Consider the following 16436-nt stretch of genomic DNA (forward strand, 5'->3'; position numbering starts at 1 on the left):
CCTCAGCCTTTCCAGTTCACCGCGGCGCGCACCGCATCGGCGATCGCATCCTTGTTCGGGATCCATGCCTGTTCGAGCGCGTTCGCCATCGGCACCGCCGAGAAGGCGCCGCCGATACGCGTGACCGGCGCTTTCAGTTTGCCGAACAGTTTTTCGTTGAGGCGCGAGGCGATCTCGGCGCCGGTACCATATTGCTTGACCGCCTCGTGGAGCACGACCGCACGGCCGGTCTTTTCGACCGACGCGGTGACGGTCGCCTCATCGTATGGCGCGATCGTACGCAAATCGATGACCTCGACCGAAATGCCCTCCTCGGCGAGCTTGCCCGCGATTTCGAGCGCGTCGAGCACCGTGCGGCCATAGGTGACGATCGTGCAGTCGCTGCCCTCGCGTGCGACCGCCGCCTTGCCCAGCGGCACGACATGCCCCGGCCCCGGATCGTCGGATTTGAGGCCGTAGCAGAGGATATTCTCGATGAAGATGACGGGGTCGTTGCACGCGATCGCCGCGCGCATCAGCCCCTGCGCATCGGCGGCGTTCGACGGGGTGACGACCTTCAGCCCCGCGACATGCGCGAACCAGGCTTCGAGCATGTCACTATGCTGCCCGCCGAAGCCGACCCCGACGCCCGTCGTGGTGCGGATCACCAGCGGCACATGGGTCTGCCCGCCCGACATGAAGCGCAGCTTCGCGGCATGGTTGACGATCTGGTCCATCGCCACCGTCACAAAGTTCATCAGCATGATCTCGGCGATCGGGCGGAAGCCCGCGAGCGCCGCGCCAACGCACGCGCCGACGATCGCCTGCTCCGAAATCGGCGTCGCGCGGATGCGCTTCTCGCCATATTTCTCGGTCAGCCCCGACGAGATTTTGAAAACCCCGCCGCCCTGCTTTGCCGCGACATCCTCGCCGAGCAGGATCACGCCTTCATCTTCGGCCATCGCCTCGTCGATCGCGCGGTTGATCGCCTGCGTCATCGTGATCTGCGCGCTCATGCCGCAATCTCCTCTTCGAAGACATCCTTGCGGATTTCCTCTGGCCCCGGCAGCGGGCTGTTCGCGGCGAAGTCGGCGGCGGCGTCCATCTGGGCGTCGAGGTCGGCGACGATCGCGTCGAGCTCGGCCTCGGTGAACTGGTGGTCGAGCATCAGCTGACGGAGCCGCGGGAGCGGGTCTTCCGCGGCCATCTCGGCGAGATGCTCCTTCGGCATGTAGGAGAAGTCCGAGCCGAAGAAATGCCCCATCATCCGGTAGCACATCGCCTCGATCAGCGTCGGCCCCTCGCCCGCCCGCGCGCGATCGACCGCCGCCTTGGTGGTGTTGTACATCGCAATCGCGTCGTTGCCGTCGACCTTCACGCCCTCCATTCCATACGCCCTGGCGCGGGTGACGATCGAATCGACCTTCGTATGGTCGGCAAAGGCGGTGTGCTCGCCGTACCGATTGTTCTGGCAGAGGAAGATCACCGGCAGCTTCCAGAGCTGCGCCATGTTCATCGCTTCATGAAACGCCCCGATATTGGTCGCGCCATCGCCGAAGCAGACCATCGTCACCTTCCCGTCGCGACGGTTCTGCGACGCGAGCGCAAGTCCGTTGGCGATCGGCAGCCCCGATCCGACGACGCCGGTCGTCACCATCACCCCGGTTTCGGGATGGGTGATGTGCATCGACCCGCCCTTGCCGCGGCAGGTCCCGCCGACCTTGCCCGCAATCTCGGCGAACAAGGGGTTCAGCGGCACGCCCTTGGCGATCTGGTCGTGCTGGCCGCGATATGTGGTGACGAGATAATCATCCTGTTCAAGCGCCGCCATCGCCGCCGCCGACACCAATTCCTGCCCGCGCACGGTGTAATAGATGACTGCAAGCTTGCCGGTCATCAGCAGCGAGCGGAATTTCTCGTCGGCGCGCGCGACGCGCATCGTGCGGGTGTAGATGTCGCGCAACTTGTCGCGATCGATCGTCATGTCGGTCATGCAGGCTCTCCGATGCCCTGTTGGGGGTTGGCGCTGGCGGCGGCGCTGGAACGGGCGGCAACGCGGTCACGCCAGGCGGCGAGACTGGTCAGCGCGGGATCGGGCGGCTGCCCGACAAGCGCGCCGAACTCGACGAAGGAATAGAGCAGGATGTCGGCGAGGCTGAAGCGCTCGCCCGCGACCCATGGTCCCGCGCCGATAATATTGTTCACGGCTTCGAGTCCGCTCGCCGCAAGCCGCTTCAGGTCGGCGGCGGCATCGGGCAGGCAAAGCACCCGGTCCCTGAACATCGACAAGCCTTCGGCGCCGCGAAAGCCCGCGGTCATCGGTACGACGACGAGCTGGTCGACGATGCGCACGAACATCCGGGTGCGCGCGCGCTGTTCCGGCGTCGCGCCGAGAAGTTCGTTCGCCGCGTGCGTTTCGGCCAGATATTCACAAATCGCGATGCTTTCGACGATATGGCTGCCATCGTCGAGCTCCAGCAAAGGTGTATGGCCGAGCGGGCTTTTCGCATAGAAATCGGGCCGGCGGTTCTCCGCCGCCATGATGTCGACGAACTCCCGGTCGAGCGTCAGCCCCGTTTCGGCGAGGTACATCAGCACGACGCGCGGATTGGGGCCAAGCGACTGATAGAGTTTCATCGCCCGCCGCCTAGAACTGGACGCGTTTGGTAAAGCCGCCGTCGATGACGAGATGCGCGCCGGTCATATAGGGACAGGCGGGCGACGCCATGAACACGATACCCTTCGCAACCTCCTCGGGCTCGCCGAAACGTCCCATCGGCATCTGCGCAAGCGTCCCTTCGTAAAGCGCCGGAACCGCTGACTTGATCACCTCCCAATTGCCGCCGGGATAATAGATTGCGCCGGGCGAGACGATGTTGACGCGGATATTCTGCGCCGCAAGCGCCTGGCTCAACTGCGATCCATAGGTGATGAGCGCCGCCTTCAGCGCGTTGAACGCCTGCGGCACGATGAAGGTCTCGACCGCCGCGGTCGACGACATAAAGATGATCGATCCCGACCCCGACGCCGCGAGCGCCTCGGTCAGCACCTCGACGCCATGCACCGCGCCCATCACGTCCATGTCGAGCCCGCGCTGCCAGTCGCCGGTCGCACCCTGCCCCGACGAACTCGCCGTGTGGATGAAGACGTCGCAGCCACCGAGCGCGTCGCGCGCCTTTCCTAGCCATTCGCGATAGCCTTCTGGGTTGCCCGTCATGTCGAACTGCTCGCCATGGACCTTGCCCGGCCCGGCGGCATCGATCGCCGCGACGGCGGCCTTCACCTTGTCGGCATCGCGCGAGAAGAAGGCGACATCGGCTCCCTCGGCAGCGAAAATCTTGAGCGACGCAAGTCCCAGCCCGTGCGCGCCGCCGTTCATAATGACCTTCTTGCCTTTGAGACCGAGATCCATCGCATCCTCCTCATGTCATTTTAAGGAGGACAGTATCGGGCGAAGTCGCACAGGGACATCAGCAAAAATGGGAGTCGCTCGCACCCCGGTGTCAGACTCGAAGTGAAGGTCTTGCCATGGTCGTCCGCTACCTTGAGCGGCTGGTAATGGACCATCAGCGACCGAGACCCAACGTCCGGATTCGGGCGCGTCCTCGTTCCAATGGGCGCCTCGACGAAACGGCTTGACTCCGTACTATGGTACGGATGCTATAGTGCAATGCACCCCGCTCTTCCGGTTTCGGATTGACGGAAAACCGACAAGGATCATGTATCGCCTGTGAAGCGCTGGCTTTCCCTTTTGCTCCTTTTGGGAGCGATGCTTGGCCTTTTGGCCCAGGAGGCGGCATTCGCCTCGGCACCGGCGATTCCCATGGCGTCGGAGACGGCCATTGCCGCACCGGCGATGAGCGACGAGTGCGCCGAAATGATGGGCATCGACAAGTCCGATGACAGTGCACCCTGCACGGGCCTCACGCTCGACTGCATCGCCAAGATGGGTTGCGCGCTGCCGCCCGTTGTCGTGTCTCCGGCGATACCGTTCGCCGCCCCCGAACCGCTGCGCGATCTGCTTGATCCACTTCTGACCCACCGACTGGACGGGCTCACGGTCGGACCCGAACCCGATCCACCGCTCATTCTCGGCTGATTGCCTGATGCGTACCGGCACCTGCCGGCGCGCGCTCCACGCATTTCAACCGAGGAATTCAACATGAAAATGATTATGAGCGCTGCCGCATTCGCGGCCGCCACCCTTGCCGCCCCCACAATCGCGCAGGAAGCGCCGGGCGGCCATCATGCGACGCAATCGAGCGAAGCACCCGGGCCGAACATGTCCGATATGAAGGACATGAAGGACATGAAGGCGTGCGATTGCTGCACGATGAAGTCCGGACCCGCCGAGGGCATGAAGAAAATGTCCGGCGATCACATGAGCCACCCCGGCAAATAATGCCCGACCGCCCCTGGCGCAGCCACGCCGGGGGCGGTCCTGCCTGCTCCGTACAAGAGGGACCCATGCGCCTTTTTCTAGCCGCAGCCTTGCTTGCGCTGCCCACGGCCCTTCGCGCCGAACCCATGTCGCTCGATGAAGCGCTCGAACTCGCGACGACGCGAGCGCCCGAATTGCAGGGCCGCGAAGCCGGCATCGATGCCGCCCAATCGGCGGCGATCGCCGCCGACCGGCTGCCCGACCCAAAGCTCGATCTGGCAATTAAGGATTTTCCGGTGACCGGGCCCGATGCGGGCCGGTTCAATCGCGACAACTTCACGATGCAGGTCATCGGCATCAGCCAGGATTTTCCGAATCCGGCCAAGCGGCGCGCGCGCGCGACGCGCGCGCAGGCCGACATCGGAATCGCCCGCGCCGACGAAGCGGTCACCGCGCAGGACGTCAGGCTCGCGACAGCGCTTGCCTGGGTCGATCTCTTCTACGCCAAGAAGCGCCTCAAGGAACTCGACCTGCTCGACGACGGCCTTGAAGACCTTCAAGCGACGGTGACCGCGCGGCTCGCGAGCGGCGCGGCTCGACCGGCGCAGGCGCTCGAACCCGATCAGCTTCGCGCCGCGATCAACGACCGCCACAGTGCGCTCGCCGCCGAGATCGCCCGCGCCCGCGCGCAGCTCGCCCGCTTCACTGACGACGCCGCGGCCGACACACTCGGCGATTTGCCGCCGCAGATGATCGACGAACAAGGATTGCGCGCCGGTATCGACGCCCTGCCAAGGCTGCGCGCGCTCGACGCCCGGGCCATCGCCGCCGATGCCGAGACCGGTCTCGCGCGCGCCGACAAGCGCCCCGACTGGAGCGTCAACGCCGCCTATGGGCGCCGCGAGCCCAATTATGGCGATCTCGTCACGGTCGGGGTCACCATCGACCTGCCCTTCTTCTCGAAAAAGCGGCAGGATCCGAAGATCGCAGCGCGCGCCAGCGAGGCCACGCGCGCCCGGCTTGACCGCGAGGCCGCCAAACGCGGCATCGCGGCGGCGCTCGACGCCGATCTCGCCGATCATCGGATGCATCATGAGCAGCTCGCCAATGCGCGCACGCGGCTCGTGCCGCTCGCGAAGAAGCGCGCCGAGCTCGATCTTGCAAGTTACGCCGCCGGAAAGCTCGACCTCGGGACCGCGCTCCTGTCGACGCTCGCGCTCGCCGAAGCCGAAGTCGATGCGCTGGCGCGCGAAGCCGAAGTCGCGCGCGACGCGATCCGGATCAACTATATTTATGGGGAGGCAGGTCGATGACCGATGCAACATCAGCGGCGCGGTGGCGCGCCGGCATATTGGCCGCGGTGCTGATCGCGGGCGGCGGTGGATACTGGCTGGGACTGAGCGGCCAGAGCGATGCGCCAACCGAGGCGACCGGAAGCGGCGGGCGCAAGATCCTTTATTATTATGATCCGATGTTCCCGAACCAGAAGTTCGACAAGCCCGGCAAGTCGCCCTTCATGGACATGCAGCTTGAGCCCAAATATGCCGACGAGGGCAGCGGCGCGGCACCCGGCGTGTCGGTCGATCCGGCGGCGCGGCAGAGCCTCGGTATAAGAGTGGTAGCGGCCGAAATGGGCAGCATCGCGGCAACCTTCGATGTCAATGGCAGCATCGATTTCAACCAGCGCGACGTCGCGATCGTCCAGGCCCGCTCGGGCGGTTTCGTCGAGCGCGTCTATCGCCTCGCGCCCGGCGATGTCATCGGCGCCGGCGCGCCGATCGCCGACCTGCAATTGCCCGAATGGGGCAGCGCCCAGACCGAATATCTGAGCGTCAAGAAGCTCCGGAAACCCGAACTCACGGCGGCCGCCCGGCAGCGGCTGCGGCTGATGGGCATACCCGAAGGCGTGATCGCCGAGGTCGACCGGACCGGACGCACCGGCGGCAGGCTGACCGTGCGCGCGCCGATCGGCGGGGTCGTCCAGACGCTCAACGCCCGCGTGGGCGTAACCCTTGCCACGGGCCAGACGCTCGCCGAAATCTCGGGGCTGGGTACCGTATGGCTCAACGCAGCGCTCCCCGAGGCGCAGGCCGCACTGGTGAAGACCGGCCAGCGGGCGACCGCGACCCTTACTGCCTATCCCGGCGAGAGCTTCGCCGGCAGGGTTATCGCCATCCTGCCGACCGCATCGGCCGACAGTCGGACGCTGACGGCGCGCGTCGAGCTCGCCAATCGCGGCGGGCGCCTGCGCCCCGGCATGTTCGCGACCGTCGCGCTCGGCAGCGACGCGAAACCGGCGCTGCTGGTCCCGAGCGAAGCGGTGATTCGTACCGGCACGCGCAACATCGTGATGCTCGAGAAGGGCGACGGGCGTTACCATCCCGCCGAGGTGGTCGCCGGACGTGAAGGCGGCGGCAAGACCGAGATATTGCAGGGGCTGGCCCCCGGCGAGAAGGTCGTCGCATCGGGCCAGTTCCTGCTCGACTCCGAAGCGAGCCTGACCGGCCTCACAGTCCGCTCGCTGGAGTCGGCGCAATGATCGCGAAGATCATTCGCGCCTCGGTCGCGGCGCGCGGGCTTGTCGCGGCGGCGGCGCTGATCCTCACCTTGCTCGGCATCGTCGCAGTCCGCACGACGCCGGTCGATGCGCTCCCCGACCTCTCCGACGTCCAGGTCATCATCCGCACCAGCTATGCGGGCCAGGCGCCGCGGATCGTCGAGGACCAGGTCACCTATCCGATCACGACGACGATGTTGTCGGTGCCCGGTGCGCGCGTCGTACGCGGCTATAGCTTCGTCGGCGACAGCTTCGTCTATGTGCTGTTCGACGACGACACCGACCTTTATTGGGCGCGCAGCCGCGTGCTCGAATATCTGAGCCAGGTGCAGGGCAGCCTGCCCGAAGGGGCGAAGGCCACGCTCGGCCCCGATGCGACGGGGGTTGGCTGGGTCTATGAATATGCGCTCGTCGACAAGAGCGGGCGCCACGACCTCGCTGACCTCCGCAGCCTGCAGGACTGGTTCCTGCGCTTCGAGTTGAAGGCGGTCCCCGGCGTCGCCGAGGTCGCGAGCCTCGGCGGGATGGTCCGGCAATACCAGATCCTCCTTGATCCGCAGAAGCTCGCCGCCTTTGGCGTGACCGCGGCCGAGGTGACCGATGCGCTGAAACGCGCCAATCAGGAACGCGGCGGCGGCACGGTCGAGATGGCCGAAGCCGAATATATCGTGCGCGCGAGCGGCTATCTCTCGACTCTCGACGATTTTCGCAGCGTGCCGCTGCGCACCGCGGCGGGCGGGGTTCCGGTGACGCTGGGCGATGTTGCAACGGTCCAGATCGGTCCGGACAGCCGCCGCGGCATCGCCGAGCTCAACGGCGAGGGCGAGGTCGCGGGCGGGGTCATCGTCATGCGGCAGGGCCAGAACGCCCGCGAGGTGATCGACGGCGTTCGCGCCAAGCTCGCCGAGCTCAAGGCAGGCCTGCCGCCGGGGGTCGAGATCGTGACGACCTACGACCGCTCGGGGCTCATCGACCGCGCCATCGACAACCTCACCACCAAGCTGGTCGAAGAATTCGTTATCGTCGCCATCATCTGCGCGCTGTTCCTCTGGCACGCGCGTTCGGCGCTGGTCGCGATCCTGACGCTGCCGCTCGGAATATTGATCGCCTTCATCGTCATGCGGGTGCAGGGGCTCAACGCCAATATCCTCTCGCTCGGCGGGATCGCGATCGCGGTCGGTGCGATGGTCGATGCCGCGGTGGTGATGATCGAAAATGCCCACAAACATCTCGAGCATTGGGAAGCCGATCACCCGGGCGGGGAGCTGAAAGGCGCCGCGCGCTGGCGCGTCATCACCGATGCCGCCGCCGAAGTCGGCCCCGCGCTTTTCCTCAGCCTGCTCATCATCACCTTCTCCTTCCTGCCGATCTTCACGCTCGAAGGACAGGAAGGCCGGCTCTTCTCGCCCCTCGCTTTCACCAAGACCTATGCGATGGCGGCCGCGGCGCTGCTGTCGATCACGCTGATCCCGGTGCTGATGGGGTGGCTGATCCGCGGGCGCATTCCGGGCGAGCAATCCAATCCCGTCAATCGCTGGCTGACGCGTGCCTACCGGCCGGCGCTTGATTGGGTACTCGACCGGCCGAAAAAGACGCTCGCGATCGCCGGCCTTATCTTCGCAACGAGCCTCTGGCCGATGACGCAGCTCGGCGGCGAGTTCATGCCGCAGCTGAGCGAAGGCGACCTTCTCTACATGCCCTCGGCGCTGCCGGGCATATCGAGCGCGAAGGTGGCGGGCCTGCTCCAGCAGACCGACCGGCTGATCAAGACGGTTCCCGAGGTCGAGAGCGTGTTCGGCAAGGCGGGCCGCGCCGACAGCGCGACCGACCCGGCGCCGCTCGAAATGTTCGAGACGACGATCCGGTTCAAGCCAAAGGACCAGTGGCGTCCCGGGATGAACGAGGAAAAGCTGATCGCCGAACTCGACGCGCGCGTCCGGGTGCCGGGGCTCGCGAACTTCTGGATTCCGCCGATCCGCAACCGCATCGACATGCTGGCGACGGGGATCAAGAGCCCGATCGGAATCAAGATCGCGGGATCGGACCTCGCGGCGGTCGACCGGACCGCGAAACGGATCGAAACCGTGGTCAAGACGGTGCCGGGCGTCTCTTCGGCGCTCGCCGAACGCTTGACGGGCGGGCGTTATATCGACGTCGACATCGATCGCGCCGCGGCGGCGCGATACGGTCTCAACGTCGCCGACGTGCAGACGATCGTATCGGGCGCGATCGGCGGCGAGACGATTGGCCAGACCGTCGAGGGACTGGCGCGTTATCCGATCAGCGTCCGTTATCCGCGCGAACTGAGGGACAGCATCGGCAAATTGGCCGACCTCCCGCTGCTGACGCCGTCGCGTCAGCAGATCACGCTCGGCACGGTGGCGAGCGTCAGGGTCAGCGACGGGCCGCCGATGCTGCGGAGCGAGAATGGGCGGCCCGTCACCTACATCTATGTCGAAGGCCGCGATCGCGACCTCCAGACGCTCGTCCAGGACATCCAGCAAACTGTCGCGCGCGACGTCGATCTGCCGCCGGGGATCAGCGTCTCCTATGCCGGCCAGTTCGAATTTCTGATCCGCGCCACCGAACGCATGAAGATCGTCGTGCCCGTCACGCTCGCGATCATCGCAGGCCTGCTTTACCTGACCTTCCGCCGCTGGGACGAGGCGCTGCTGATCCTCGCGACCTTGCCGTTCGCACTCACCGGCGGGATGTGGCTGCTCTATCTCCTGGGCTACAACCAGTCGGTCGCGAGCGCGGTGGGGTTCATCGCGCTGGCCGGGGTCGCCGCCGAGTTCGGCGTCGTGATGCTGATCTATCTCCGCCAGGCGCTCGATGCCCGAAGCGACCAAGATGTCAGGGCGGCGGTTCGTGACGGCGCGCTGCTGCGCGTCCGCCCAAAAGCGATGACGGTCGCCGTCATCCTCGCCGGCCTGTTCCCGATCCTCGTCGGAACGGGCACCGGCTCCGAGGTCATGAGCCGCATCGCGGCGCCGATGGTGGGCGGCATGCTCACCGCGCCGCTGCTTTCGATGTTCGTCCTGCCTGCCGCCTATCTCATCATGCGGAGCCGTTCCGCCAAAACCGTTCAACCCGAAGGAGAAACGACATGAAGACATATGCCACCATCGCGCTCAGCCTTGCGCTCGGTACGGCGCTTGCCGGCTGCGGCCAGCAAGGCGAAGTGCCGAAAGCCGAAGAGACCGCCGCCATGACCGACGACGCCGGGACCATGGCGATGCCGGCCGAAACCATACATGGCAAAAGCACCGGCACCGTGACCGCGATCGATATCGCGAAGGGGCAGGTCACGCTCGATCATGGTGCGATCGCCGAGCTCGAATGGCCGCCGATGACGATGGGCTTTGTGGCGAAACCGGAGCTGTTGAAGGACATCAAGGTCGGCGACAAGGTCGCGTTCGAGCTCGATTGGGACGGCAAGGCCGGCACGATCACCAAGCTCGACAAAGCGCTATAAGGCCACGTCGGGCGGTTGGTCGCTACGCGCCTTGGGCGCGCTCCAACCCCTTAGGAAGTTTCCTTCGTGGACGGCCAGACTGACCTCGAGGGCGGGCGCCGACGGATCCCGGCGCCCGCCTTTCGGCGCCGGAAATCCGTCGGCTCACGAACAGTCCCCACCCGACGAAACCCAGAAACGACCGGCATGAGGGCGCCCTGCTGACAGAGCAGTGCCGATTATTCCATTTGACCAGCCGTACAAAGGGCAAGCTTGAGCTTCGAAGCGATGGAGACCCATTTCCATAACCGGCTGTTTGTTTTCAGCCCTGCCCTTCGGCCCATGGCGCGATTCTGATCATCGCCTGCCCGAACAAGTCCGACGTCACCATAATTGCCAGCCAGTGGCGCATCCTTTGCGGCGCGCAGGCTGCGAACCACTCCGCATCGACCCCGGCAAACTGACGAATAAATGGAAACAGCGCGATATCGCTGAACCCGCGCGTCGCGCCGCCAAGATAATCCTGTTCCTTCAGCCGCTCGTCGAGCTCCGTCAGCATCGCCAAACCCGCCGCGCGATGCGTCAGCGGATCGACATCGTAACGCCCGGCATATTTGTAACGGTCGAGATGGTGTTTGAACGCGCCGTCGAACTTCGCGACCAACGCCGCATCGGCGCGCGGCAGCCAGTCCTCGGGGTCATGCTGCGATAAGGCCCAGTGCATGATATCGATGCTTTCATCGATCACCGCCCCATCCGCCAGCACGAGCACTGGCACGGTTCCTTTGGGCGATGCGGCAAGCATGGCGGCAGGCTTGTCGCGCAGTTCCACTTCGCGATGTGCGTAGATCGTCCCGCTCACCAGCAACGCCATCCGCGCGCGCATCGCGTACGGACAGCGGCGAAAGCTATAGAGGATCGGGATGCCGGGCATCGCGGGCGCATAGCCGATCACAAACGCGCCGCCAAATCGCCCGCGCCCCATCCGCCGGATGGACGCGCGGTCTCAAAGCCGCGCGCAGCAATTTCTCGTAGAATCCGCCGAAGGCCGGTCCGGCGAGATCATTCTCCTTAAGGGGTTCCGCCGGGCGGCGTGCGCCGCGCCGGCGGAGACATTCCGGGTCAGTCGGCCTTGTCGTAGGAAAACTGGATTCCAGCGGTGCCGCCCGTCTCGATGAACAGGTTCATGAAGGCGGGAACGGTCTCGCTGCGCTTCCAGTCGCGCTGCAGTTCGCAGAAGAGTTGCGGGACCGAAATCATCTTGCCCCCCGCCTGCTCAATCCGTCGCAGCGCGGCGTCGTGCGCGGCGCGCGAGGTGCCGCCCACCGCATCGACCGGGACATAGACCTCATAACCTTCGGCGAGCGCGTCGAGCGCGGGAAAGGTCAGGCAAGCCTCGGTCCAAAGCGCGGTCATGATCAGCTTCTTGCGCCCGGTGGCTTCGACCGCTTTGCGGAATTCGACATCTTCCCAGCTATTGATCGTCGTGCGGTCATAGGTCGGGTAATTGCCGAGGACTTTACGGACCTGCGGCACCGGCGGCTTGTTGAGGCCGGTTTCGACATTCACCGTCGAATGGACGATCGGCAGGTCGTAAGCGACCGCCGCCCGGGCGCAGCCGGCGATGTTGTTGAGCAGTAGCTGCCGGTCCATCGAGGCGATCGAATTCACCTGCACCGGTTGATAGTCGATGATGATGAAGGCGGAATTCTGCGGGGTCAGCAGATGGTCGGCCTTCGGATCGCGGATCGCTTCGCTTGTCATGGGTCTTCTCCTGCATATGGGCGCGCCGAAGGGCCGGCAGGCGACTGCCGTCGCGGCGGGGCACGCGGGTCCACCGTCAATTGATCGAGGGGAGAGAGGACCCGGCTCCCGGGAGGTGGGGGAGGAAGCCGGGTCCGCGTCAGGCCGCGACTGGCGCGAGCCTGCCGTTGTTGAAATCGTCGATGGCCTGGCGGATTTCGGCGTCGCTGTTCATCACGAAGGGTCCGTAGCCAACGATCGGTTCGTCGATCGGTTCGCCAGTCAGGACAAGGATCGTCGCGTCGCCGTCGGCGTGGACCTGAATCGATCCCCCTTCCCGGCTCAGCAATACCATCTCGGCCTCGCCCGCTTCCTCGCTGCGGCCCACAGTGACATGGCCGGTCAGCACCACCAGCATCGCGGTATGGCCTTCGGGCAGGTCGAGCGTCACATCGGCGTCGCGGTTCAGCCGGACATCCCAGACGTTGATCGGGGTAAAGGTCCCCGCCGGGCCCTTCACGCCGAGCATCTCGCCCGCGATCACCCGGCCGAGGCCCGCACCGTCGGGCAGCTCGACGGTCGGAATGTCCGCCGAGATGATACCCTGATAGCCGCCCGGCGCCATCTTGTCCTTCGCGGGCAGATTGACCCACAGCTGAACCATCCGGAACGGGCCGCCCGTCTTGCCGAACGCCGGCGAATGATATTCCTCATGCAGGATCCCGCCCGCCGCCGTCATCCACTGGACATCGCCCGGGCCGATGATGCCGCCGTTTCCAGCCGAATCCTTGTGCTCGACCTCGCCGTCATAGACGATCGTCACCGTTTCGAACCCGCGGTGCGGATGCTGACCCACGCCGCGTCGATCGGTGGTCGGCGCGAAATTATAGGGGCCGGCATAGTCGAGCAGCAGGAAGGGGCTGACCCGGTCGCCGAGGCTGTTGTACGAAAAGAGCGAGCGGACGGGAAAGCCGTCGCCGACCCAATGCTGGTTTGGATTGCTGTAGGTGCCAAGGATCGTCTTCATCGTGCATCTCCTGCGCCTCCAGAGGGAGGCATCTGTTGAAATGAAGAATAATCCTTCACCAAAGACGCCGAAAGATTGCGAAAATGGACTCAGAGTCCTACTGATAGGACAATGCAGGACCTCAACGACCTCTATCTCTTTGTGCAGGCCGTCGATCATGGGGGTTTCGCCGCGGCCGCGCGCGCGCTGGGCTTGCAGAAGTCGAAGGTGAGCCGCCGCATCGGCTTGCTCGAAGATCGACTGGGCGTGCGCCTGATCCAGCGTTCGACGCGGCGCTTTTCGGTGACCGAGATCGGCCAGGAATATTACCGCCGCTGCGTCGCCATGCTCGTCGAGGCCGAAGGCGCCCAAACCGTCATCGACCAGTCGCGCGCCGAACCCTGCGGCGTCGTGCGGCTCAGCTGCCCGACCGGCCTTCTCGCCTTCCAGTTCGGCGAACTGTTGGGGCGCTTCATGGCGCTCTATCCCGCGGTCGAGCTCCACCTCGAAAGCACCAACCGCCGCGTCGATGTCATCGGCGAAGGGTTCGACCTCGCGATCCGCGTCCGGCCGCCGCCGCTGACCGAGAGCGAACTTGTCATGCGCCGTTTCGACGAGCGCACGATCCGGATCGTCGCCAGCCCGGATTTGCTCAAGCAACGGGCCATCACCCTGCCCGCCGATCTCGCCGGCCTGCCGAGCGTCGATTTCGGGCCGGCGGGCGGCGAGCATCGCTGGCGCCTGACCCATGCCGACGGCAGCGTCGCCGAGGTGCGCCATGCGCCGCGGCTGGTCACCGACGATATGGCGTTGCTGCGCGACGCCGCGCTTGCCGGGGCCGGGGCTGCGCGCCTGCCAACCCTTGTCGTTTGGGACGATTTGCAGGCAGGACGATTGGTGACGGTGCTGCCCGACTGGAGACCTTCGAACGAAATCGTCCATGCGGTATTTCCATCCCGGCGCGGGCTCCTTCCTTCGGTGCGGGCGCTTCTGGATTTTCTCGCGGACGAGTGCGCTGCGCAGCGGCGGCGGGTGCCGGAATCGGGCCACGATTGAGTATGGCCGAAAGTTGACGGTCCGGCCTTATGCCGGACCACAACCGAGGCGACAGACGTCTCGCGTCAAGGCTGCTCTTTCTGTACGCATTCCGGCCACAGATAGGGCGCGCGGTTGTTCTCGCGGCGTCCGATTGAGCAGCTGCTCCAAACGCTTGCCGATGATCCCCTCCCGGCGCGTAAGACCCGGCGTTGACGAGCATGAAGACCAGCAATTTACCGAACATTTTCTACGATCCTTCCAATTCGTCCGCTGCCCGAAAAATAGCAGTTGGCTTGATCTGAAAGGATAGAGTTCGACCATCTTCGCGATTGCTGCGACGAACCTGAACCATGAGCGTCACCCGACGGGATTCAACCCGTGGCTGTCGGCGGTCGTGAGCGTCAGGGAGAGCCCTCCCCCAGCATGTAATCCGCCACGCTATAGGAATGGCTGGCCTGATAGGCATTCCTGCCGCGGTTCATGTGGGTCAGATTGAAATGCCGAACGGCGCGCAGCGCGCGAGGGACCGTGAGGAAGTCGCGGATGGAAGCGGAGCCTCGTATCTTGACGATGAAAATATCCGGACCGCTCGGAACCGAATAGCTCAAATCCTCGGGTGCCCGCACGCTCCCCTCGAGAAACATCTGGTCGATCCTCTCCTGTGCGAACGACCCATCGGTCGTGAAATCCGACAGGTGAACAATGAGCCGTGCGCGGAGATCGTCGCCGTCGGCGTAGAGCGTGAACAGTTCCATCCAACTCGCGTTGACGCGGACCAACGGTTTGTCCGACGTCGATGGCAGGCAGGAAACCGACCAGTAAGTGCGCTCCGTCGCGCGAGGCAACGGAATGCAGGTCTGGCCGTATAGCTCGAGAATCTCAAATAGCTCGGACGCCTGCGGTCGACGAAGCAGCTTCTGGAAGCGATGCGCATATTTTATCCGCTGCTCGATCGAATCCTGCCGCTCCTCCGCGTCGGCCAGTTCCGCCCTGCCCTCCAGCCACTCGTCCTGCTGTTCGAGATCCAGAAATTGGCGCAGCCCTTTGGCGCTCTGGCTAGATTTCTTGTTCATGCCCCAAGAATGCGAGACACGCGCCCAATCATCAATAGCGTCCGCGATTTCCACGCCGATGCGGCGGCCCGCGCCGGCAATCCAAGCCTATTCCACCCCGTCGATCCGCAGCAATTGCTTGCCCTGATTTGAGCCGTTGAACAGCCGCAAGAATGTTTGTGGGATGATGTCGAAACCATGCTGGATGTCGGTACGATAGCGGATCCGGTCGCTGCGGACCCATTGCCTGAGTTCCACCATAGCAGAGGGCACACGATCCAGATGGTCGAGCAGGATAAAGCCGCGCATCTCGGCGCGCTGCGGAATCAGCCGCATCAGGTTGCGCGGCCCGACAGCGGCGTGCGTGTCGTTATAGCCCGAAATGGCACCGCACAGCACGATCCGGCCAAAGCGTGCGATATGCGCGATTCCCGCTTCGAGCGTGGCGCCGCCCACATTGTCGAAGAACAGATCGATTCCCTCGGGTGCGAGCTTTCCCAGCCGCGCTCGCACATCCTCCGCGCGATAATCGATCGCAGCGTCGGCACCATAATCCTCTATCAACCAGCGGCATTTTTCGGCGCCTCCAGCGATCCCGATCACGCGCGCGCCAGCGAGCCGCGCGATCTGGATGGCAACCGATCCGACCGCACCCGCCGCACCCGAAACGAGCACGCAATCCCCCGCGCGGAGCCGGCCGACATCATACATGCCGACATAGGCGGTGAGGCTCGCCGCGCCGAATATGCCCAATGCCTCTTCGGGTGCCGTATCTTCGGAAATGGGCACGGGGTCGGGGTCGCCCGCCCGCGCCGCAACGGCATAATCCTGCCATCCGAACAACCCCCGCACCATCGAGCCCTCCGGATAGGCCGGATTGCCCGACGCGATCACGCGCGCGACCGCGCTGCCGCGCACGGGCTCATCGATCATGATGGGGGGCAGATAGCTTGGGACATCGTCCATCCACCCGCGCTGCGCGGGATCGAAGCCGAGCATGAGGTTGCGGATGAGGATTTCGCCCGCGGCCAGATCGGCCCGCGGCACGGGCGCGTCATGCCGCGCGAAATCATCCACGCTGACCTGCCCCCTGGGGCGCCGCGCGAGCAGCCATTGGCGATTGACGGTCTCTGCGGGCATGACGACACTCCGGTATGGCAGTGGAAGACCGCATCATTATCGCAACCGTCCGACGCCTTCGCCAAGTCGCCATTGTCCTGCGC

The 16436-nt window shown here is 65.0% G+C and carries 16 protein-coding genes; 7 read left to right on the top strand and 9 right to left on the bottom strand.

From position 1 onward, the window contains the following. Positions 1-2: 2 nt before the first annotated feature. From J2X38_RS11855 to J2X38_RS11870, 4 genes are read right to left on the bottom strand one after another with little or no spacing between them, the layout of a single operon-like run. Positions 3-995, bottom strand: a complete 993-nt coding sequence (locus tag J2X38_RS11855; protein WP_310254276.1) for an alpha-ketoacid dehydrogenase subunit beta — start codon at positions 993-995, stop codon at positions 3-5. After that, positions 992-1972 carry a thiamine pyrophosphate-dependent dehydrogenase E1 component subunit alpha gene (locus J2X38_RS11860; RefSeq protein WP_310254278.1) on the bottom strand — a complete coding sequence of 327 codons (981 nt, stop codon included), beginning with the start codon at positions 1970-1972 and terminating at the stop codon, positions 992-994. Before J2X38_RS11860 ends, J2X38_RS11855 begins: the two co-directional genes overlap by 4 nt. Further along, positions 1969-2616 carry a glutathione S-transferase family protein gene (locus J2X38_RS11865; RefSeq protein ID WP_310254280.1) on the bottom strand — a complete coding sequence of 216 codons (648 nt, stop codon included), beginning with the start codon at positions 2614-2616 and terminating at the stop codon, positions 1969-1971. Before J2X38_RS11865 ends, J2X38_RS11860 begins: the two co-directional genes overlap by 4 nt. Positions 2617-2626: 10 nt before the next feature. Continuing rightward, positions 2627-3391 carry an SDR family NAD(P)-dependent oxidoreductase gene (locus J2X38_RS11870; protein WP_058536378.1) on the bottom strand — a complete coding sequence of 255 codons (765 nt, stop codon included), beginning with the start codon at positions 3389-3391 and terminating at the stop codon, positions 2627-2629. Between the two features lie 318 nt (positions 3392-3709). Between J2X38_RS11870 and J2X38_RS11875 the strand changes: the two genes are divergently transcribed. The 6 genes from J2X38_RS11875 to J2X38_RS11900 all read left to right on the top strand — a co-directional run bounded on the left by J2X38_RS11875 (position 3710) and on the right by J2X38_RS11900 (position 10395). Beyond that, a complete protein-coding gene (locus tag J2X38_RS11875) occupies positions 3710-4078 on the top strand; it encodes a hypothetical protein (protein ID WP_310254286.1) in 369 nt (122 codons plus the stop codon). Between the two features lie 63 nt (positions 4079-4141). Then, positions 4142-4381 (top strand): hypothetical protein, encoded by a 240-nt coding sequence (locus J2X38_RS11880; protein WP_137891288.1) that lies wholly within the window; start codon positions 4142-4144, stop codon positions 4379-4381. A 65-nt stretch (positions 4382-4446) separates the two neighbouring features. Next, positions 4447-5673 carry a TolC family protein gene (locus J2X38_RS11885; RefSeq protein WP_310254288.1) on the top strand — a complete coding sequence of 409 codons (1227 nt, stop codon included), beginning with the start codon at positions 4447-4449 and terminating at the stop codon, positions 5671-5673. Continuing rightward, on the top strand, positions 5670-6899 hold the full coding sequence (locus tag J2X38_RS11890) for an efflux RND transporter periplasmic adaptor subunit (RefSeq protein WP_310254290.1): 1230 nt from the start codon (positions 5670-5672) through the stop codon (positions 6897-6899). Before J2X38_RS11885 ends, J2X38_RS11890 begins: the two co-directional genes overlap by 4 nt. Further along, positions 6896-10030, top strand: coding sequence for an efflux RND transporter permease subunit (locus tag J2X38_RS11895; RefSeq protein WP_310254292.1), 3135 nt, complete (start codon positions 6896-6898; stop codon positions 10028-10030). Before J2X38_RS11890 ends, J2X38_RS11895 begins: the two co-directional genes overlap by 4 nt. Beyond that, on the top strand, positions 10027-10395 hold the full coding sequence (locus J2X38_RS11900) for a copper-binding protein (protein ID WP_310254294.1): 369 nt from the start codon (positions 10027-10029) through the stop codon (positions 10393-10395). The genes J2X38_RS11895 and J2X38_RS11900 overlap by 4 nt, the downstream gene beginning before the upstream one ends. A 301-nt stretch (positions 10396-10696) precedes the next feature. Here the strand turns inward: J2X38_RS11900 and J2X38_RS11905 are convergent, their stop codons facing one another. The 3 genes from J2X38_RS11905 to J2X38_RS11915 all read right to left on the bottom strand — a co-directional run bounded on the left by J2X38_RS11905 (position 10697) and on the right by J2X38_RS11915 (position 13144). Further along, the gene (locus J2X38_RS11905; RefSeq protein ID WP_310254850.1) at positions 10697-11308 is read right to left on the bottom strand and encodes a glutathione S-transferase; all 612 of its coding nucleotides are present in this window, start codon (positions 11306-11308) and stop codon (positions 10697-10699) included. 188 nt (positions 11309-11496) lie between these two features. Continuing rightward, a complete protein-coding gene (locus J2X38_RS11910) occupies positions 11497-12138 on the bottom strand; it encodes a hydrolase (RefSeq protein ID WP_310254296.1) in 642 nt (213 codons plus the stop codon). A gap of 139 nt (positions 12139-12277) precedes the next feature. After that, positions 12278-13144 (bottom strand): pirin family protein, encoded by an 867-nt coding sequence (locus J2X38_RS11915; protein ID WP_310254299.1) that lies wholly within the window; start codon positions 13142-13144, stop codon positions 12278-12280. Positions 13145-13255: 111 nt separating this feature from the next. On the opposite strand from J2X38_RS11915, the gene J2X38_RS11920 reads away from it, so the two are divergent. After that, on the top strand, positions 13256-14179 hold the full coding sequence (locus J2X38_RS11920) for a LysR substrate-binding domain-containing protein (RefSeq protein WP_310254301.1): 924 nt from the start codon (positions 13256-13258) through the stop codon (positions 14177-14179). A gap of 383 nt (positions 14180-14562) precedes the next feature. Here J2X38_RS11920 and J2X38_RS11925 read toward each other — a convergent pair whose 3' ends face one another. Both J2X38_RS11925 and J2X38_RS11930 read right to left on the bottom strand, forming a co-directional pair. Next, positions 14563-15234, bottom strand: coding sequence for a hypothetical protein (locus tag J2X38_RS11925; protein WP_310254302.1), 672 nt, complete (start codon positions 15232-15234; stop codon positions 14563-14565). 87 nt (positions 15235-15321) lie between these two features. Further along, positions 15322-16353: an NADP-dependent oxidoreductase gene (locus tag J2X38_RS11930; RefSeq protein WP_310254305.1), complete on the bottom strand. Its 1032-nt coding sequence runs from the start codon at positions 16351-16353 to the stop codon at positions 15322-15324. Between the last annotated feature and the right edge of the window lie 83 nt (positions 16354-16436).

The organism is Sphingopyxis sp. BE235, from assembly GCF_031457175.1.
Lineage (GTDB): Bacteria > Pseudomonadota > Alphaproteobacteria > Sphingomonadales > Sphingomonadaceae > Sphingopyxis.